Source organism: Butyrivibrio sp. FC2001 (assembly GCF_000424125.1).
GTDB lineage: Bacteria > Bacillota > Clostridia > Lachnospirales > Lachnospiraceae > Butyrivibrio.
The window spans coordinates 264,198-282,303 of record NZ_KE384133.1 but is presented as its reverse complement, the minus strand read 5'-3'; the positions used below and the strand labels follow the sequence as shown (position 1 = coordinate 282,303).

Sequence of the window (18,106 nt, the reverse complement as noted above, 5' to 3'; positions counted from 1 at the left end):
TCAGCGGGAAATCTTATTAAAGAGTTAAATGTTAAGCTTGTTGGTTACTATCAATACTATGGTGTTACCTTTAACAGCTATAAGCTTAGTGCGTTCCTGCATCGGGTTCAGCAGTATCTACATAAGGTCTTAAACCGCAGAGGATGTGGCCGTACCTATGCATGGGATGGATTTGCGGATATGTTAAAGGTATATCCTCTTGCGAAACCTAAGATTTACTATGCGCTTTACTGATATATGTGAATGTTATTGTGGGGAGCCGTGTGCGGGAAAGCCGCACGCACGGATCTGAGAGGGGCTAGGGGTGCGAGTCCCTAGTCTACTTACCTAATTTACTAAGGAGATTATATGATAACAGTAAATCTGTACTATAAAGGAATTAATGGAAATGCACGTGCGTTTGCGGATGAAATGGAATCATCAGGTATCGCTGATGCTATTCGGGCAGAAGAAGGAAATCTGCGGTATGAATACTTTCAACCACTCAATGACCCCGAGATTGTATTGCTCATTGATTCGTGGTCAGATCAGGAGGCTATAGATGCACATCATGCATCGCCAATGATGAAGCGACTTGCCGAGCTTCGCGACAAGTATGATCTTCACATGACAGTGGAACGATTTGTTAGTGAAGAATATGAATCGGAAGAGAAGTACTTAAGGAAATAATAATTACAGTTTTATTGACGATTGAGATGAAGAAAATGATTATTAGAAGATATATGGAAAATGACTTGACAGAGATCATTAGGATATGGAATGAAGTTGTGGAAGAAGGAATCGCCTTTCCGCAGGAAGAATTATTGAATTCAGAAAGCGGGGCAGAGTTTTTTGCGGCGCAGAGTTATACAGCGGTTGCGGAGGAGAACGGTAAGGTATATGGCTTATATATTCTTCATCCAAACAATGTAGGACGCTGTGGTCATATATGTAATGCGAGCTATGCAGTCTCATCAGATGTCCGGGGCAAACATATTGGAGAGCAATTAGTTTTGGATTGTCTGAATAAAGGTAAAGAACTCGGATTTCGAGTGCTTCAGTTTAATGCTGTTGTTGAGAGCAACACTTATGCGAGACATTTGTATGAGCGAATGGGATTTAAGCAACTTGGTACTATTCCCGGGGGGGTTCGTATGAAGGATGGGCACTATGAGAACATATGTCCTTATTACCATGAGTTGTAAATTGTCTCGGAAGTTAAAGCGGAAAAGCCACTGCATCTTTGTACAGCTTCTGAAGTGTTTGTATAAATGCAGCAAGACTCTCGCGACTATCCGTTTTGTGGGTGCAGAGAACACAGTGAAAGCATTCCCTGCATTCATAAGGAATCCATGCAAACTGTTCGCTGTGGTCGTTTAAGAATCCGGGAGCAAGGCAGATGCCTTTGCCGGATGCAACATTCACAAGAGTAGAGTCGTGATCGGGACTGTTAAAATATTCGATCTTACCGGAGGAGATGAGCTTTTGCTGGACACTACGTAAAGCGTTCGGAGAGCCGCCACCTACCATGAGGGTGCGTCCGTAGATATCTTCATCTGTGATGATGTTCTTTTTAGCCAGAGGATCGTTTTTATCGACAATAAGATAGATTCCGGAGTCAAAAAGCTTGTGGACGTTGATCCCCGGGATATGTTTCGTCTGTTCTATGAGAGCAAAGAGGACATCTGACTCATCCTTTAGAAAACTTTCCACACCATTATCGTACTGAAATAGAGGAGTAACCTGAACACCGGGTTGCTCCTTTTCAAATGTGCGGATCGCCTCAGGCAGGAAGTATATAGCCTGTCTGACCATCATGGAAACCGTTATGTTGTCAGTATACCTGGCGCTGAAATTCTGTCCCTGTTCTATAGCTCTCTTCATATCCTCTCGCATACCGGAAAGGTACGTTACGAACTGCTGCCCGGCAGGAGTCAGTGCGGCTCCCTTGCCGTTTCTTTCAAATATCTTAAAGCCAACCTCATCTTCCAGCAGTTTTACCTGATAGGAAAAGGTGGGCTGGCTCACAAATGCGTTCTCTGCGGCGCGGCTGAAATTAAGAGTTCTTGCTAGTTCTATACAATAATCGATCTGTTTGGTAGTCATCGAAAATCCCCTTGATGATCAGCTATTTAAAATTTAAATCAATTATAGGATGTTTGAATTGGATATTTCAAGTTTTTCATGTGATAATTTAATCAGCAAAGCAAAAGATACAGGAATGATCAAACAGATAATGGAGGATAATACGATGGCTAAAACATTGATCGCTTTCTTTTCAAGAGCAGATGAGAACTATTTTGGCGGAGCATTGAGATACGTAAAGGTTGGAAATACCGAGATCGTAGCAGAAATCATGAAGGAACTGACAGGTGCGGATACCTTTAAGATTGAGATGAAGGATTCTTATTCATCGGTCTACATGACCTGCATTGATGAAGCGAAGAAGGACAAGCAGAATAATGCAAGACCAGAGCTTACCGGATACTTAGACAGTATCGATGAGTATGACACAATCGTTCTTGGTTACCCGAACTACTGGGGGACTTTCCCGATGGCAGTCGCAACTTTCCTGGAAAGATATGATTTCACAGGAAAGACCATCCTTCCACTTTGCACCAATGAAGGAAGCGGAATGGGATCCAGCGAGAGCGATATAAAGAAGTCTGCCAAAGGAGCAACAGTAAAGAACGGCCTTGCGATCACGGGCTCTAAGGCAGCTGATTCCAAGGATGCGGTAAAGAAATGGTTTGCAGCAAACGGATTGATCTGACCCCGGGGACGGAGTCAAAGGGGTCATTTTTAGAGATATCGGAGGACTAAAGATGGATTACGAAAAGGGATGTGTTTTTGATCTGATGGAACAGGGCGGACCTACTGATGTGAGAGAGCCTTACTTCAAGGATGCAGTCGACGAGATGATGAGGGCGAGGGTACTTTGCGCCAAGGCAAATGCAAAGATGCCGGATGATCCTGCTTATGTGAAAGATCTGGAAGAACTCTTCGGGAGAAAACTTGATGATGTGAGGATTCTGACACCTTTCATCTGTGATTTCGGGAACAGGGTGAAATTTGGTAAGGGCGTTTTCATAAATCATTCAGCGATACTGTCAGCATCCGGCGGTATTGAATTTGAAGATGGATCCATGGCAGCCCCCGGGCTTCGGATCGCAACCATCAATCATGATATGAATGAACGTCATGCGATCTATACCTATGGAAAAGTAACAGTTAAAAAGAATGCCTGGATCGGGATGAACGTGACGATCTGCCCGGGCGTGACCATCGGAGAATATGCAGTTGTAGCTGCAGGTGCTGTAGTTACCAAGGATGTACCTGACTATGCCGTAGTCGGTGGCGTACCTGCCAAAGTGATCAGAATGCAGGATCCGTCTGAACAGAGGGAATGAGCCGATGAATGATGAGGAACATATCCAGGAATTATACAGGCTTTATTGGAAATATATGATAGATAAGGATGTAAATGGACTTCATGAGATCCAGTCAGAAGACTATTTCCTTTGCCATATGACGGGTGTAAAGCAAACGAGAGCAGAATTTGAAAAAGGACTTTTAAACGGCACCTTCAACTACTATTCGGCAGACCATGACAGCATTGAGGTCATGATAGATGGAGATACAGCAAGGATGATCGGATGCAGCACAGTGATCGCAGAGGTTTATGGCGGAGGAAAGGGAAGTTGGAGACTGCAGGGAGATTTTACCTTAAGAAAAGAAAATGGAACATGGAAATTGACGAGTTCAAAGGCGTCAACCTATTAATGAATGGAGGATTGTGCAATGGAACATGTAACACTTAATAACAAACTGGAATGTCCTGTAGTAGGGATCGGAACATTTATGCTTTCGCCTGCAGATGCGGAAAACAGTGTCAGAGAAGCACTTAAGATGGGATATCGTCTCATTGATACAGCAAACGCATATGTAAATGAGCGGGCAGTAGGAAGAGGTATGAAGGACAGCGGAGTAAAGAGGGAAGAAATCCTTCTGTCCACAAAGCTCTGGCCCAGTGAATATGAGAATCCGAATGCTGTGGATGAGACTTTGGAGCGCCTTGGTGTTGACTACGTGGACCTTCTTTATATCCACCAGCCTGCCGGCAACTGGCTCGCAGGATACAGACTGCTTGAGAAGGCTTATAAGGAAGGCAAGGCAAAGAGCATCGGTATCTCTAACTTTGAAGGAAAGTATATCGAAGAACTTGAGACGAAGTGGGAGATCGCACCGCAATTTATCCAGGTGGAGGCGCATCCTTATTTTACCCAGAAGGAACTGCGAAAGACTCTTGATAAGTATGGAATCAAGCTTATGAGCTGGTATCCGTTAGGACACGGCGATAAGAGCCTGATAAATGAGCCGGTTTTTACCGAACTTGGAAAGAAGTACGGAAAAACTCCTGCGCAGATCATTCTTCGCTGGCATACACAGATGGGATTTGTGGTGATCCCCGGCAGTAAAACGAAAGATCATATCAAGGATAATCTCAACATTCTCGATTTTAAGCTGACGGATGAAGAGATGGCTAAGATTGCGGAGCTTGATAAGAATGAGAGATATTATCACAGGACAGATGAGCAGCTTAAACAGTTCGCAGGCTGGAGACCTGATTTTGAAAAGGGCTGAAGTGAAGATCAGTGAAGACGAGAATGTTAAGGGATATCGAGGTATCGGAAGTGGGAATGGGCTGCATGGCATTTTCCCATGGATACGGAAGGATCCCGGAAGAAAAATACAGTATAGAGGCAATCAGAAATGCCTATGAGAATGGATGTACCTTCTTCGACACAGCTGAAGTGTACAGCCCGAACCTTTCAGGGATTGGTCATAACGAATTGATCGTAGGCAAGGCATTAAAGGGATTTCGCGAAGAAGTGGTCCTCGCTACAAAGCTGATGCTTCACGGCCTTGGGTTCGGGGGCGTCTATAAAACAATACGTTCTCATCTTGCAGCTATCCAGAACATCTACTCTATGTAGGATGGCCAAAGGGATGGGCGGTATTTCGTCTTGCAAAGGAAGTGTGGAATGAAACGACGGAGGCTGACGCAAGATGAAGAGAAAGATATCAGCACTTGCAGCGGTTTTATTAGCTATTGGTCTTACGGCATGTGGGAATAACGAGGGTCAGGCGACGAATGATACAACTCAGACTATACAGGCTGAGAGTTCTAAGGAAATTGAAGCTGTAGACAATACTGAAGAGGAAGCACAGCAGGTCGAGACAAGCGAAGCCGTTTCAAACACAAATGATGAAATTGTGGAAGATACTTCTACTGAGAATACAGACGGCTCTGAGGAAAACAGTGGTGTTCTTGTAGTATATTTCTCAGCAACCGGAACCACAAAGGGTGTTGCGGAAAAGATTGCAGGTATCACAGGTGCAGATACATATGAGATCAAGGCGGCACAGGAGTACACGGATGCAGATCTTAACTGGAACGATTCGAATAGCCGCTCAACCAAGGAACAGAATGATTCATCCGTAAGACCTGAGATTGGAAGTGATGCAATCTCTCTTGACGGCTATACAACAATTTATATTGGGTATCCAATCTGGTGGGGAGAAGAACCTCGCATCATGGATACATTTGTGGAGAGCTACAGCTTTGATGGCATTACGATGATCCCCTTCTGTACTTCAAGCAGCAGTGGAATAGGAAGAAGTGGTCAGAATCTTGCAGATAATGCAGGAAGTGGTACATGGATTGATGGAAAGCGTTTTGGCGCAGGAGCATCTGAGGATGAAATCAGATCCTGGATAGAGGGTTTACAGTAAAGAAAGAGTGAAGGGCGGCTGCATGCAGGGAAAACAAAATATGATGATCAAAAGAATAGTGGATGTCTGTATGACCGTCCTCTTATTATGTCTGATGGCATATCAGATAACAGGTGAAGTATTGCATGAATGGATCGGAATGGGCATGACTGCACTCGTCATTATCCATCAGATACTTAACCGGAAATGGTACGGTGCGATTTTTAAAGGAAACTACAATCCATACCGGATAGTAACGACTGTAGTGAACATAGCACTTCTTCTATCCTTCGCACTTACATCTTTCTGTGGTATGTCAATGAGTGGACATGCGGTGCCTTTCCTCTATGGTATGACAAAGGTTTCTTTTGCCAGAAGGATGCATCTGTCCATGTCTCACTGGGCATTTGTTCTCATGGGTTTGCATCTGGGGATGCATATTCCTGTGATGTTTGCGAGGCTTAAGCTTACAGACAGACTGAAGACGGTGATATCAGGCGGCACGAACAAAGAGGATTTTGGCGGAGCAGGATGGAGCAGCTTTGATACAGAGGTAATGACTGCTTCTTCGGAAGAGGAAGATGTGACCGATTCAAGAACTGATAATGCTATGGCCTTCTTGCAAATTACTTGAAAGTCTTTTTTATCTGCTCCAGAAATTTTTCCGCAATAGGAGTAAAGGTCTGATACTTGTTCCATATCAGATACAGCTCTGATTTAAGTTCAGGTGAAAGCGGTCTGAATACCATGTCAGTTCCTTCAGTATTTATCAGATTTTTAAATGTAAGAAGTATTCCAAGGTTTTCTCTTGCAAATACAGAGCCGTTATAAGAAAGTCTAAAGGAACCCTCAAGCTTTAATTCAGGATATCTGTCTTTGGCCCATGCTTTGATTTCATTGTTCCAACTTTGCTCTGAGACAAACAGAGGCTGTCCTGTCAGGTCAGAGACCCGGATGGACTTTTTCCTGGCGAGGGGATGAGATGAAGGCATGATTGCTCCCCACACATCAGCTTCAGGAAATTTTACATATTCGTATTTATTGCTGTCAGGTGTTTCACATAGTACAGCAAAGTCTAAAATACCCTTATCAAGCTTTTCAGTAACCTGCTCAGTATCTCCGCTGGTTATATGATAAGTGAAATTAGGGTATTTTTCTTTTAGCTTATAAATCTCTCTGGCGAGGTATCTGATCTGAAAGCTTTCTGCCAATCCAAAATATATATCTCCACCTGTTATATCATCCAGGGAGTTAAATTCCTGTTCGATCTTATCTGACATGGCCACAAGATCCTGAGCACGGTCACGCAAAAGCATCCCCTCATCAGTAAGTGAAATACTGAAGCTATGCCTGACAAATAACTTTTTTCCAAGTTCTTCCTCTAATGCTTTTAATGTCTTTGAAAGAGTAGGCTGCGATACATGAAGCAGCTCAGCAGCCTTTGACATATTTTCTTCCCTTGCAACTGCAAGAAAGTATCTGAGATTTTTTATTTCCATGAAAACCTCCCTAAAGCTGACAATTTATGTGTTATTCCAAAAGTGAATATCATGATATTTATTTTATTCATTAGCGAAAACCTGGTCAAGGATTTACTATGAAATCAGAAGGAGCAAAAAAGATGGATACAGAAAAGATTCTTGAAAGCCTTTCAGACATGGGCTGCAATGAGAAAGAAATAAACTTTATGAAAAAGATGTATGAAGAAGGGGATACAGATACACTTCTTCGAGATCTCAGGAAATGCCGATGTCACCTCATGGATGAACTTCATGAGAGCCAGAAAAAAGTAGACAACATGGATTTTTTGATAAGACAGATTCAAAAAGAGAAATGATTAAAACGGAGGAATGTAAAATGATCAGAAAAGAAGAATTAAACCTTGTAACAGAGTGGGATAAGACCTTTAAGAAAAGTGATAAGGTTGACCACAGCAAAGTCACATTTGTAAACAGATATGGAATCACCCTTGCGGCAGATATGTATGTGCCAAAGAATGCAGAAGGTAAACTTTCTGCAATTGCTGTATGCGGACCTTTTGGTGCAGTAAAAGAGCAGTGCTCAGGACTCTATGCACAGACAATGGCAGAAAGAGGCTTTTTGACCATAGCATTTGACCCGTCATTCACAGGAGAGTCCGGAGGAAATGTGAGATACATGGCATCTCCGGATATCAACACAGAAGATTTCATGGCGGCAGTTGATTTTCTATCACTAAATGAAATGGTAGATCCTGACAGGATCGGAATCATCGGTATCTGTGGCTGGGGAGGAATGGCTGTAAACACAGCAGCTCTTGATACAAGAATTAAAGCTACGGTAGCTATGACAATGTATGACATGACAAGGGTAAATGCCAAGGGATATTTTGATTCCGAGGACAGTGAAGAAGCAAGATATCAGAAGAAAGCAGCTATGTGTGCTCAGAGACTTGAGGACATTAAGACTGGCGAATATAAGCTTGGAGGCGGAGTTGTGGATCCACTTCCGGAGGATGCACCTTTCTTTGTAAAAGACTACTATGACTACTACAAGACTGACAGAGGTTATCACAAGAGAAGCCTTAATTCCAACGGTGGATGGAATGTTATTGGCTGTGAGTCTTTTGTTAATCAGCCAATCCTTAAGTACTCTAATGAGATAAGGAGCGCTGTTTTACTTGTTCATGGAGAAAAGGCGCACTCTTGCTATTTTTCAAAGGATGCTTATGCAGATATGGTCAAAGACAGCAAGTATGCAGATAACAAGGAACTTATGATAATTCCTGATGCTGTACATACAGATTTATATGATGGCGGTGATAAGGATTATATTCCTTTTAAAAAGTTGGAGAGCTTCTTTAAGGAGAATCTGAAGTAATGATAACGGTTGAAGAAATACTGGAATATCTTAATTCGAACAGAATAGAGGATATGACAGAGGAAATGCATGAATGTTGAATCGATAGAAAAGAAATAGAGGATGGGATGATATGAGTAAAGTGTTAGTGATTTCTACAAGTCTTCGTGCAAAGAGTAATTCCGACATACTTACGGAAAAGCTTATAGAGGGAGCAAAAGCTTCAGGTCATGATGTGGAACATATAAGCCTGAAAGGGAAAAATATCAGTTTCTGTATAGGTTGTCTTGCCTGTCAGAATACCCAGCAATGTGTCATTAAGGATGATGCTGCTGAGATTGCAGAAAAAGTAAAGAATGCAGATACCCTTGTATTTGCAACTCCAATTTATTACTACGAGATGAGCGGTCAGATGAAGACTCTTTTGGACAGACTCAATCCACTGTATCCTTCAGACTATAAGTTCAGGAATGTATATATGCTCTCTGTTGCGGCTGAGGATGAAGAGTTTGTGCCTAAAAAAGCTGAAAGCGGACTTCAGGGATGGGTTGACTGTTTTGGAAAGGCTCGGTTTTCAGGCTCCTTATTCTGCGGTGGCATAGGTGATATGGGTGAGGCTTCCGGGAAAACAGAAGAGTTAAACGAAGCCTTCGAATTTGGTAAAGCTCTAAAATAAAGGAAGTCTGCGATGAATACGAAAATGATTTTTCTGGCATTCTGTATGACCATAATGTTTTGCATGAGCGCCTGTGCAGGGACAACCAAAAACACAAGCTCAGATCTGGGTGCCGTAACTGAAATATCAGCATCAGAATATAATGAAACGGAAAGTCCAGAAGAGAATGTTATGTCGGAGGGAACAGCTATGTATCAGCTTGCCGTAGAAAATAAAGCAGCAGAGGATGAAGTTATTGGAGATAGTACTATGACAATGAAAATCGGCGATACAAAAGTTAATGTGGATTGGGAAGACAATCAGGCTGTAGAGGCACTGAGGAATATGGCTGAAGACGGTGATGTTACAATTCAGATGTCAATGTATGGCGGTTTTGAACAGGTGGGCTCAATTGGACAGAGTCTGCCGAGAGATGATAAGCAGACAACAACGAGTTCAGGCGACGTTGTACTATACTCCGGAAATCAGATGGTAGTGTTCTATGGTTCTAATAGCTGGTCATATACAAGACTTGGACATATATCTGATAAGAATACGGAAGATATGACTGATCTTCTTTCCAATGGAGATGTTACTATAACCATTAGCATTGAATAAAACGGGCTTTTTTGAAAATGTCCATAAAATGTCCGCATAATGCAGCTTTTCCAAATAATAATAGGAGTATGGTTGAAATTGTCATGCTCCTTTTTTAGATTTCAATATTTCTTCAAGGATACTTTGGTACAATAGGAATATATTTAATCACAGAGGTATTCCATGAAAATATTGCTTGTTGAAGATGAAAAGAGAATGTCCGAGGCATTATGCGAAATCCTCAGGCAGGAAAAATATGATACAGATGCGTTTACAGATGGAATAAGTGGACTTGATGCTGCAAGAAGCGGCATATATGATCTGCTTATTCTTGATGTTATGCTCCCCGGAATAAATGGATTTGACATAGCCAGAACTGTGAGAAGAGAGGGAATACAGGCTCCCATCTTAATGCTCACTGCGAGAGCAGATACTGATGATAAGGTGAGTGGCCTGGATAGCGGAGCAGATGATTACCTTACAAAGCCCTTTGAGACAAAAGAGCTCCTGGCAAGGGTAAGAGCCTTGCTTCGCAGGAATAACATGCAGAAGACAGATGATACCGGAAATCTCGTATCGGGAGACCTTAAACTGGATAGAAACAGGTCAATGCTTATAAATACTGAAAATGGCATGGATGTACGTCTGTCAGAAAAAGAGCTGCATATCTTGGAGATCTTCCTTGCAAATGAAGGAACTATTATCGGAAAGGAGCAGCTTGCTGTTAAGATATGGGGATTTGACAATGAAGCTGAGTATAACAATGTGGAGGTCTATATCTCTTTTACCAGAAAAAAGCTTCAATTCCTGGCTTCAATGATGGAGATAAAGGCGGTGCGCGGTCTTGGATATGAACTGCGAAAGAAGGAGTAGGAATGGCAAAAAAGCTTGGAAACAGACTTTTTAAAGCTTCACAAAATAAGATCACAGCTACGATAATGGGGCTCCTTACACTGATCCTTTTAGGAACCCTGCTGACTATTTCACTTACTACTTACAGCGCAGTATACAGGAATAATCAAAGGATCCTTGAAGTCTTTCTTGATGACTACATCAATGGAAATGGCCCAAAATTAGCGCCGAAAGATGCCATGGGAACTCCTGAAGATAGAATTGCCACAGAGGCTGCGGTTATGTATCTTGTGGAGTTTTCTTCTGATGGAAGTGCTGTTGGAATAATGAATGATGTTAAGCCCGTAATGAGCGATGAAGCACTCAAAAATCTTGCAACGCAGCTAATGACAGGTGGGAAAAGACGCGGAATAAGCGGTAGGATGATATATCGCATCGCTTCAGATGAATCATCAGGGAGAAGCTATGTGGCAATGATGGATAATACCCTGATAGACAGCAGTATGAAAACGCTCATAATGAATACAGTTGTATTTGGCGCTGTTGCCCTGATAATACTGTTCTTTGTTTCCTTGAAGGCGTCTAAGGAGATAATGAAACCTGTCGAAGATACATATCAGAAACAGAAACAGTTTATCTCAGATGCGGGACATGAGCTTAAAACTCCCATATCAACAGTCGGTGCCAATGCCGAGATTTTGCAGCGCGAGATTGGGAACAACAGGTGGCTTGACAATATTCTTTATGAGAACAGACGCATGAAAGAGCTCGTGACAGGACTTCTGGATCTTTCAAGGACAGAGAACATGGAAGCAGTACATACAGATGTTGATCTTTCCAGAATTGTTACAGGCGGGATATTGCCTTTTGACTCGGTTGCATTTGAGAGAGGCCTGCTTCTGGAGAGCGAAATTGAGCAAGATATCCATGTAGAAGGGGATCCAAACCAGTTGGGACAGTTGGTAGCTACACTTTTGGACAATGCTGTTTCTCATGCGGAAAAAACTCAAAATGCAAATGAAAGTGCTGGTAAGATTTTAGTCACTCTCAATGCAGAGGATAAATGTGCCGTGCTTAAGGTATCCAATCCGGGAAAAGAGATTCCTGCAGAGGAAAGAAAACGGATATTTGAACGCTTTTACAGAACAGATTCATCCCGGGAACTTAATGGACACTATGGCCTGGGGCTTGCAATAGCAAAGGCTGTTGTGACAGCCCATGACGGTGAAATCAGTGTGGAATGTGATAAGGGAATTACAACATTTATAGTCAGGATTCCAATTCTGAAATGAGCAGGTTATAAATTCTTTAAAAAAACCTTCAAGCTTTCTTCAAGTTTCATTTTATATCATATGTCTGTCAGATAACTAAACCAGATTGATCGGAGGCATATATAAATGAAAATAAAGAAGATACTTGCATTATTAACAATTGCTGCGCTGACAGCATCGCTTATCGGATGCGGTGGTACTGATTCGGAAAGCGTAGCAACTCAGGATACAACTTCTGAGGTATCTACAGAGCATGAGACTGAAACTGAGGCAGCTGCCCAGGTCGAAGATACTGATTCAAAGAGTACAGCAACATCGTCGCTGGAGGCAACTTCTGCAGAGGAAAGGGCATCCATAGAGGAAGCGCTTAACCTCGCAAATAACGATGAAGTAACCTGGTCCTATGACAAAGATGCGGATGCCTGGGTAATGAGCATTGTAACAGCAGTTGCCAATGCGGAAATTGAAGACGAAGAAGGTGTTTCTGTTTGTGTACCGGGAGCATATATAAAGGGAATTGATACAGATGGTGATGGAGTGGAAGATATCACTTCTGGCAACTATACAGAAGATGTTCACGGACAGCTTGTGATCGATTACGAAGCAGAAGTAACAAGCTCGAACGGGCAGATATATACAGCGTCCACCGCTCCTGTAATTCTGAATACCGGAGCTGCAGGTTACAGCTCTTCCTCTAACACAAAGGCTTCAACATCTTATGCCTCTGAAGGCTATATCAATGTTTCCTGCGGAAACAGAGGAAAAAATGACACTGCTACAGATGAGAATGGAAACGAGTACTATACAGGAGATGCACCGTCTTGTCTGGTGGATCAGAAGGCAGCATCACGATTTGTAAGATACAATATATTATTGGGCAATCTTCCTGGAAGTACAGAATACTGGGTTTCTACCGGTGGAAGTGGCGGCGGAGCACATGCAACCATGTTTGCAGCAACATCAAACAGTTCTGATTTTTATGATTATCAGATAGCGGTTGGGGCTGTTGGTGTTTACGTCAATGAAGATGGCACTTATGACACAACAGTTACCATTGATGGCGTGACCTATGATCTTTCTGATGGAGCATGGGGGGCTGTTGCATATTCACCTATCACTTCTTTGTATGAAGCGGATATGGCCATGGCTTTTGAGTACTACATGGATTCTGATTATGATTTCAATACTTCATTCCAACAGCAGATGGCAAAGTACCTTTCAGAAGAGTACATGAATTACATCAATGATCAGAATCCTTCGGTTAAAGAAGCTGATGTGGAGCTCGATATTAATGGTGATGGAGATACAGATGATACTATAGAGCTCTCTATTGAATATGACGAAACGAAGTATGCTGACACCAACGGCTATGGTGGAACATATGTTGATTTCTACCTTGCAGAATTTGTTTCAAATCTGCAGTGGTACCTTGATAACCTGGATTATGCAGATGGTTGGACCTGGTTCGGTGAAGATGGCAATGCACTTTCTGACGAAGAAGTTGCAGCTATGACATCTGAAGACAAAGCGGCTGCTTTTATAGAAGGCAGATATGCTAAGAGCAGTTCATCATCAGGCGGAATGGGCGGCCCTGGTGGTGGAATGCCCGGAGGCCATGACGGAATGAAAGGCGGGCCTGACGGTGATATGACCGGAGGACCAGGTGGTGACATGACAGGAACACCTCCTGATATGGCTGGAAATAACGAGACTTCAGAAAAAACTGAAGGAGAGGACAGGAGCTTTGCAAATGCTGATGTTGCGGCAAACTCAGCAGGAGACACCATGGATGTAGGAACTCCTGATGCAGGTACAACCCAGTCAGCAGGAAGCAAAACAGATTCATCAAATTACTCAACATATGAAGAAATGCTTGCTGCTTACCAGAGTGATGTTGCAGAAGTATACGAAGGCGATAAATATGGAAATGTGATTGTTGATCTTTATAATCCGCTTAATTACATAGGCGACGAAGGCGGAACAGATCCTACATGGATAAGGATGGTCTGCGGAGCATCAGAAGGTGATATTTCAATGTTCAACTCACTTAACCTTCAGATTGCATTCCTTTCTTCAGGAGTTGATGCTGATATCGAATGGCAGTGGGATGGCGGACATGTACCGTCAGAGATTCTTGGAAATTCTCTTGCTCTTACTGTAGATGCCATGTATGGCGAGTATGTAGACGGAGCAGTTAAGATTACCCAGGCTGCAGCAGAGTCTCAAACTGAAAATGGAGATGCTACAGAGGCAACCGGAGCAGATATTAGCAGCTGGGTAAATTACGATGATACATCTGCCGTGTCATTCACAGTCGCAGATGCGGTAAGTTACAGAACAGCCGGGGCCAGCAAGTCTACTCCAGGATTTGATGTAATCGATTATGGCCAGGAAGACTATGTGTTTGGTGATTCTGAGACTGATGCCAGACATTGGAGCAAATGGGTATTAAAGGTTCTTGAAGAACATCAGGAGGAGCTTGAAGAGTTGTTTAATAGTGGTAAGTAAAAAAAATAAGACAGAGTTCAGTATGGGCATTCTCAAACACATGGGAATGCCCTTTTTAATGATATAGCTTCCTGTAACATTTAAAGTGTGGATAGAAGTGTGAATTTATAGAAAAAGAAAGATACCTCAGATAAACTGTAATTGCTGACCCTAGCATAGTTGGCAATAAACAGAAAATGAGAGGTACTGAGATAGCTTTTTGCTGTATCTCTACTGGAGTATTTATGTTCCCAAATCAGAGAGCTGCTGAGATTGCTGTAGAGACAGTTAAAAACTGGCTTGATGAGACAGGCAGCGAGATGAAGATTGTTTTCAATGTATTTAAGGACCTTGATTTTGAAATATATGAAAAACTGCTAAATGGTTAAGCTGTAAGGAGTGTTTTATAATGACAACGACTAAGATCAGATCGTTTCAGCCAAATGGATATCAGGAAACAATAAAAAAAGGTTTAAGTGCCATACATAGCTTTAACAGCGGTATGTCCCTTGGGAAAGATGATGATACAGAGCAGCTTGACAGATTAAAAGAAGAAATAAAGACAGCTGATGCTATTGTTATTGGAGCCGGGGCAGGACTTTCTACTTCCGCAGGGTTTACGTACAGTGGAGACCGGTTTAAAAAGTGGTTTTCTGATTTTGAAGAAAAATATGGTTTTCAGGACATGTATTCAGGCGGGTTTTACCCATACAAAACCAAGGAAGAGTTCTGGGCATATTGGTCAAGGTATATCTACATCAACAGATACCTTGATGCACCTAAAGATACTTATACAAAACTTTATAACCTTGTTAAGGATAAAGATTACTTTGTGATTACTACAAATGTGGATCATTGCTTTCAGAAAGCAGGCTTTGATAAGAAAAGATTATTTTACACTCAGGGAGATTATGGTTTGTTTCAAAGTTTGAATCCGGCAATTAGGGAAAACTTTGATAATGAAGACTGGGTGATGAATGCCATGAAATCTCAGGGATTTGTTAAGGATGGGGATGGAATTTTTGCAATATATCCTGTTAAAAGAATCAGCCATATTGGAAGTACAGCGATACAGGGGATATGGGCTAAGAACATTGTTGATGTGATGGTTGAGATATCTGAAAAAGCCGACATGGAAGAAGTCGCTCACATTTTAGAGCAGAATGGATTTATCAGAATGTCCGATGAAAAAAGACGGATTTCATTAAATAAGGGATATACAAAAGAGGGCTTTGCGGATAAGGTTTATCACATTCATCTTAGATACACAGGAGATAATGACGAGCTTTATTTCCGAGACTATCTGAATGAGCATCCTCATATTGCAGAGGAATATGAAGCATTGAAGCTTGAATTATGGAAGAGATATGAGCATAACAGAGATGCCTATACCAATGCTAAAACTGAGTTCATCCGCAAGTGGACAGCAGAAGCCCGCATGAAATATGTCGACAGATACTTATAAATTCAGAATTTGTCGAGATGATCGTTAGAACATAATATTTGAAGTTATGATATGTGTGCTTGACAAAAATACTCCTATATCGTAGTATAAAACTACGATATAGGAGTATTAAATTATGAAGACAAATGGTGGATTTCTTGTTACAAAAATAAAACAGCTGGGTGATCGTATATTTGAAAGGATACTGGCAGAAAAAAACATTGATGCATTTAACGGAGCTCAGGGAAGGATTCTTTATGTCTTATGGCAGGAAGATGGTGTTCCTATTAAAATTATTTCCGAGAAAAGCGGACTTGCAATTACTTCACTTACGACCATGCTTGAGCGGATGGAAAAAAACGGACTGATAAGCCGCAAAACTGATGAAGCTGATAAGAGAAAAACTCTTCTGTTCCTCACAGATAAAGCCAAAGAACTTAAAGAAGCTTATGACTCCGTATCCAATGAGATGGGGAATATTTATTATCGTGATTTTACGGATAAAGAGATTCTTCAGTTTGAAGAGTATCTTAACCGCATCAGGGTAAACCTTGAGGAATGGAGTGACAAATGAGTATTTGTATTAAAGATCAGATTCAGAACATGAATCTTGTTATAGGGTGCACTGTTGGATGTCCGTACTGCTATGCCAGAAACAATACGAGGCGTTATCACATCATAGATGATTTTGAAAAGCCACAGTTTTTTCAAGGAAAGCTTCGTATGATGGAAAAGAAAAAGCCGCAGAATTTTCTGCTGACCGGCATGAGCGATCTCTCGGGCTGGCATGAGGAATGGAGAGAGGAAGTTTTTAAAAAGATAGCAGAGAATCCTCAGCACCAGTTTCTTTTTCTTACCAAACGACCGGATCTTTTGTCTTTTGAAACAGATCTTGATAATGCATGGTTTGGTGTTACAGTTACGAGAAAGTCTGAGTTATGGCGTATTGATGCACTGCGGAGCAATGTGAAGGCAAAAAAATATCATGTTACCTTTGAGCCTTTGTTCGATGATCCGGGTAAGGTTGATCTTACAGGCATTGACTGGATTGTGGTGGGAACCATGACAGGTGCAAAGAGCAGGACTGTTAAAACAGATCCCGGGTGGGTTTATTCATTGACAGAACAGGCTCATGAACTGAACATTCCTGTATTCTGGAAAGAAGATCTTGTTCCGATTATGGGAGAAGAAATGATACAGGAAATGCCGGATGCTTTTAACAAAGTGTTGGAGGAACAGAGGATATGGAACAACCAGAAATCAAAGTAAATCATATAGAAACAAAAAGTGTAATGACAAAATCGAATACTCCTATTGGAGGATATTCGGTGAATCCCTATGTGGGGTGTCCCCATGCCTGTAAATACTGCTACGCATCTTTTATGAAACGCTTTACAGGGCATACGGAGGAATGGGGAACTTTCATGGATGTGAAAGACTGGCCTGAAATAAAGAATCCAAAGAAGTATGCTGGCCAGAAGGTGATCATTGGAACAGTTACGGATGGTTATAATCCGCTAGAGGAAACATATAAAAATACAAGAAGACTTCTGGAAGAACTAAAGGACAGTGGTGCGGACATACTTATCTGCACAAAGTCAGACCTTGTACTAAGAGATCTGGATCTGCTAAAAGAGATCAATGAAAATAGCAGACTTACAGTTTCATGGTCAATCAATACTCTCGATGAAGAGTTTAAAGATGATATGGATGCGGCAGTAAGCATAGAAAGAAGGCTTGCTGCAATGAAAGAGGTATATGCGGCAGGCATTCGTACAATTTGCTTCATTTCACCCGTGTTCCCGGGGATTACGGATATAGAAGCAATCATAGACAGGACAAAAGATCAGTGTGACCTTGTATGGCTTGAGAATCTGAATCTTCGCGGAGGTTTTAAGGCAGATATCATGAAATACATTTCTGATAAACATCCGGATCTGGTGCCGCTGTATGACGAAATTTATAACAAAAAGAACCGCAGCTATTTTGAAGCGTTGGAAAAGAAAGCAGAAGAGCTGGCTAAAAAGTATGATTGCAGGTTTGTTGATAATGAAACTCCGTATGAGAGAGTAGAGAAAGGACATCCAACAATCGTAGATTACTTTTACCACGAAGAAGTAAGAGGAACTGCCAATAGTGGAAAGAGAAATGTAATACATAATCCTTGATGGAAGAATAAACCGGAAGTTAATCGCAAAACTTCAAGTT

General features: G+C 41.8%; 23 protein-coding genes and 1 pseudogene. 22 read left to right on the top strand and 2 right to left on the bottom strand.

All coding sequences use genetic code 11. The features are described from left to right. The 3 genes and pseudogenes from G601_RS0119015 to G601_RS0119005 form a co-directional block, all read left to right on the top strand. Positions 1-234: pseudogene (locus G601_RS0119015) on the top strand (group II intron maturase-specific domain-containing protein); the annotation flags it as partial. 114 nt (positions 235-348) lie between these two features. Then, positions 349-669 (top strand): putative quinol monooxygenase, encoded by a 321-nt coding sequence (locus G601_RS0119010; RefSeq protein ID WP_026666277.1) that lies wholly within the window; start codon positions 349-351, stop codon positions 667-669. Between the two features lie 35 nt (positions 670-704). Further along, entirely contained in the window at positions 705-1,184 is a 480-nt protein-coding gene (locus G601_RS0119005) for a GNAT family N-acetyltransferase (protein WP_026666276.1), read from the top strand. Between the two features lie 13 nt (positions 1,185-1,197). Here the strand turns inward: G601_RS0119005 and G601_RS0119000 are convergent, their stop codons facing one another. Continuing rightward, positions 1,198-2,085, bottom strand: coding sequence for a LysR family transcriptional regulator (locus G601_RS0119000; RefSeq protein ID WP_026666275.1), 888 nt, complete (start codon positions 2,083-2,085; stop codon positions 1,198-1,200). Between the two features lie 145 nt (positions 2,086-2,230). Here G601_RS0119000 and G601_RS0118995 point away from each other — a divergent pair, with 145 nt between their 5' ends. The 7 genes from G601_RS0118995 to G601_RS24205 all read left to right on the top strand — a co-directional run bounded on the left by G601_RS0118995 (position 2,231) and on the right by G601_RS24205 (position 6,388). Beyond that, on the top strand, positions 2,231-2,752 hold the full coding sequence (locus tag G601_RS0118995; RefSeq protein ID WP_026666274.1) for a flavodoxin: 522 nt from the start codon (positions 2,231-2,233) through the stop codon (positions 2,750-2,752). Between the two features lie 52 nt (positions 2,753-2,804). Next, positions 2,805-3,389, top strand: a complete 585-nt coding sequence (locus G601_RS0118990; RefSeq protein WP_026666273.1) for a DapH/DapD/GlmU-related protein — start codon at positions 2,805-2,807, stop codon at positions 3,387-3,389. 4 nt (positions 3,390-3,393) lie between these two features. Then, positions 3,394-3,762, top strand: coding sequence for a nuclear transport factor 2 family protein (locus tag G601_RS0118985; RefSeq protein ID WP_026493105.1), 369 nt, complete (start codon positions 3,394-3,396; stop codon positions 3,760-3,762). A gap of 18 nt (positions 3,763-3,780) precedes the next feature. After that, on the top strand, positions 3,781-4,623 hold the full coding sequence (locus G601_RS0118980) for an aldo/keto reductase (protein ID WP_026666272.1): 843 nt from the start codon (positions 3,781-3,783) through the stop codon (positions 4,621-4,623). Positions 4,624-4,634: 11 nt separating this feature from the next. After that, the gene (locus tag G601_RS0118975; protein WP_081673629.1) at positions 4,635-4,976 is read left to right on the top strand and encodes an aldo/keto reductase; all 342 of its coding nucleotides are present in this window, start codon (positions 4,635-4,637) and stop codon (positions 4,974-4,976) included. A gap of 73 nt (positions 4,977-5,049) precedes the next feature. Further along, entirely contained in the window at positions 5,050-5,775 is a 726-nt protein-coding gene (locus G601_RS0118970; RefSeq protein ID WP_026666270.1) for a flavodoxin, read from the top strand. 22 nt (positions 5,776-5,797) lie between these two features. Further along, the gene (locus tag G601_RS24205) at positions 5,798-6,388 is read left to right on the top strand and encodes a DUF4405 domain-containing protein (protein ID WP_051206060.1); all 591 of its coding nucleotides are present in this window, start codon (positions 5,798-5,800) and stop codon (positions 6,386-6,388) included. Here G601_RS24205 and G601_RS0118960 read toward each other — a convergent pair. Further along, a complete protein-coding gene (locus tag G601_RS0118960; protein ID WP_026493114.1) occupies positions 6,381-7,253 on the bottom strand; it encodes a LysR family transcriptional regulator in 873 nt (290 codons plus the stop codon). The two genes, G601_RS24205 and G601_RS0118960, sit on opposite strands and share 8 nt — an antisense overlap. Positions 7,254-7,375: 122 nt before the next feature. On the opposite strand from G601_RS0118960, the gene G601_RS0118955 reads away from it, so the two are divergent. From G601_RS0118955 to G601_RS0118890, 12 genes are all read left to right on the top strand, one after another. Beyond that, complete coding sequence (locus G601_RS0118955; protein WP_026666269.1) at positions 7,376-7,591, top strand: hypothetical protein; 216 nt, start codon at positions 7,376-7,378, stop codon at positions 7,589-7,591. Between the two features lie 20 nt (positions 7,592-7,611). After that, entirely contained in the window at positions 7,612-8,613 is a 1,002-nt protein-coding gene (locus G601_RS0118950; RefSeq protein WP_026666268.1) for an alpha/beta hydrolase, read from the top strand. Positions 8,614-8,725: 112 nt separating this feature from the next. After that, positions 8,726-9,268, top strand: coding sequence for a flavodoxin family protein (locus tag G601_RS0118940; protein WP_026666267.1), 543 nt, complete (start codon positions 8,726-8,728; stop codon positions 9,266-9,268). 12 nt (positions 9,269-9,280) lie between these two features. Then, positions 9,281-9,865, top strand: a complete 585-nt coding sequence (locus G601_RS0118935) for a cyclophilin-like fold protein (RefSeq protein ID WP_155834570.1) — start codon at positions 9,281-9,283, stop codon at positions 9,863-9,865. Positions 9,866-10,027: 162 nt separating this feature from the next. Continuing rightward, entirely contained in the window at positions 10,028-10,717 is a 690-nt protein-coding gene (locus tag G601_RS0118930; RefSeq protein WP_026666265.1) for a response regulator transcription factor, read from the top strand. Between the two features lie 2 nt (positions 10,718-10,719). After that, positions 10,720-11,988 (top strand): sensor histidine kinase, encoded by a 1,269-nt coding sequence (locus G601_RS24200; protein WP_051206058.1) that lies wholly within the window; start codon positions 10,720-10,722, stop codon positions 11,986-11,988. 105 nt (positions 11,989-12,093) lie between these two features. Next, a complete protein-coding gene (locus G601_RS25460; protein ID WP_051206056.1) occupies positions 12,094-14,475 on the top strand; it encodes a hypothetical protein in 2,382 nt (793 codons plus the stop codon). 176 nt (positions 14,476-14,651) lie between these two features. Continuing rightward, complete coding sequence (locus tag G601_RS25900) at positions 14,652-14,843, top strand: macro domain-containing protein (RefSeq protein WP_081673628.1); 192 nt, start codon at positions 14,652-14,654, stop codon at positions 14,841-14,843. A 20-nt stretch (positions 14,844-14,863) separates the two neighbouring features. Beyond that, a complete protein-coding gene (locus tag G601_RS27040) occupies positions 14,864-15,919 on the top strand; it encodes a GrpB family protein (RefSeq protein WP_242834455.1) in 1,056 nt (351 codons plus the stop codon). Between the two features lie 115 nt (positions 15,920-16,034). Next, positions 16,035-16,472: a radical SAM mobile pair system MarR family transcriptional regulator gene (locus G601_RS0118900; protein ID WP_013282512.1), complete on the top strand. Its 438-nt coding sequence runs from the start codon at positions 16,035-16,037 to the stop codon at positions 16,470-16,472. After that, complete coding sequence (locus tag G601_RS0118895) at positions 16,469-17,167, top strand: radical SAM mobile pair protein A (RefSeq protein ID WP_022766768.1); 699 nt, start codon at positions 16,469-16,471, stop codon at positions 17,165-17,167. The genes G601_RS0118900 and G601_RS0118895 overlap by 4 nt, the downstream gene beginning before the upstream one ends. Continuing rightward, positions 17,143-18,066, top strand: a complete 924-nt coding sequence (locus tag G601_RS0118890) for a radical SAM mobile pair protein B (RefSeq protein ID WP_022755164.1) — start codon at positions 17,143-17,145, stop codon at positions 18,064-18,066. The genes G601_RS0118895 and G601_RS0118890 overlap by 25 nt, the downstream gene beginning before the upstream one ends. Positions 18,067-18,106 lie beyond the last annotated feature (40 nt).

What these genes read in the sequence shown, in the direction of transcription:
- G601_RS0118970 (WP_026666270.1), top strand. Translation starts at nt 5,050, where the DNA reads ATGAAGAGAAAGATATCAGCACTTGCAGCGGTTTTATTAGCTATTGGT.
- G601_RS0118940 (WP_026666267.1), top strand. Translation starts at nt 8,726, where the DNA reads ATGAGTAAAGTGTTAGTGATTTCTACAAGTCTTCGTGCAAAGAGTAAT.
- G601_RS0118960 (WP_026493114.1), bottom strand. Translation starts at nt 7,253, where the DNA reads ATGGAAATAAAAAATCTCAGATACTTTCTTGCAGTTGCAAGGGAAGAA.
- G601_RS0119010 (WP_026666277.1), top strand. Translation starts at nt 349, where the DNA reads ATGATAACAGTAAATCTGTACTATAAAGGAATTAATGGAAATGCACGT.
- G601_RS25900 (WP_081673628.1), top strand. Translation starts at nt 14,652, where the DNA reads ATGAGAGGTACTGAGATAGCTTTTTGCTGTATCTCTACTGGAGTATTT.
- G601_RS0118980 (WP_026666272.1), top strand. Translation starts at nt 3,781, where the DNA reads ATGGAACATGTAACACTTAATAACAAACTGGAATGTCCTGTAGTAGGG.
- G601_RS0119005 (WP_026666276.1), top strand. Translation starts at nt 705, where the DNA reads ATGATTATTAGAAGATATATGGAAAATGACTTGACAGAGATCATTAGG.
- G601_RS24200 (WP_051206058.1), top strand. Translation starts at nt 10,720, where the DNA reads ATGGCAAAAAAGCTTGGAAACAGACTTTTTAAAGCTTCACAAAATAAG.
- G601_RS0118985 (WP_026493105.1), top strand. Translation starts at nt 3,394, where the DNA reads ATGAATGATGAGGAACATATCCAGGAATTATACAGGCTTTATTGGAAA.
- G601_RS0118935 (WP_155834570.1), top strand. Translation starts at nt 9,281, where the DNA reads ATGAATACGAAAATGATTTTTCTGGCATTCTGTATGACCATAATGTTT.
- G601_RS0118890 (WP_022755164.1), top strand. Translation starts at nt 17,143, where the DNA reads ATGGAACAACCAGAAATCAAAGTAAATCATATAGAAACAAAAAGTGTA.
- G601_RS25460 (WP_051206056.1), top strand. Translation starts at nt 12,094, where the DNA reads ATGAAAATAAAGAAGATACTTGCATTATTAACAATTGCTGCGCTGACA.
- G601_RS0118950 (WP_026666268.1), top strand. Translation starts at nt 7,612, where the DNA reads ATGATCAGAAAAGAAGAATTAAACCTTGTAACAGAGTGGGATAAGACC.
- G601_RS27040 (WP_242834455.1), top strand. Translation starts at nt 14,864, where the DNA reads ATGACAACGACTAAGATCAGATCGTTTCAGCCAAATGGATATCAGGAA.
- G601_RS0118955 (WP_026666269.1), top strand. Translation starts at nt 7,376, where the DNA reads ATGGATACAGAAAAGATTCTTGAAAGCCTTTCAGACATGGGCTGCAAT.
- G601_RS0119000 (WP_026666275.1), bottom strand. Translation starts at nt 2,085, where the DNA reads ATGACTACCAAACAGATCGATTATTGTATAGAACTAGCAAGAACTCTT.
- G601_RS0118895 (WP_022766768.1), top strand. Translation starts at nt 16,469, where the DNA reads ATGAGTATTTGTATTAAAGATCAGATTCAGAACATGAATCTTGTTATA.
- G601_RS0118995 (WP_026666274.1), top strand. Translation starts at nt 2,231, where the DNA reads ATGGCTAAAACATTGATCGCTTTCTTTTCAAGAGCAGATGAGAACTAT.
- G601_RS0118930 (WP_026666265.1), top strand. Translation starts at nt 10,028, where the DNA reads ATGAAAATATTGCTTGTTGAAGATGAAAAGAGAATGTCCGAGGCATTA.
- G601_RS24205 (WP_051206060.1), top strand. Translation starts at nt 5,798, where the DNA reads ATGCAGGGAAAACAAAATATGATGATCAAAAGAATAGTGGATGTCTGT.
- G601_RS0118900 (WP_013282512.1), top strand. Translation starts at nt 16,035, where the DNA reads ATGAAGACAAATGGTGGATTTCTTGTTACAAAAATAAAACAGCTGGGT.
- G601_RS0118990 (WP_026666273.1), top strand. Translation starts at nt 2,805, where the DNA reads ATGGATTACGAAAAGGGATGTGTTTTTGATCTGATGGAACAGGGCGGA.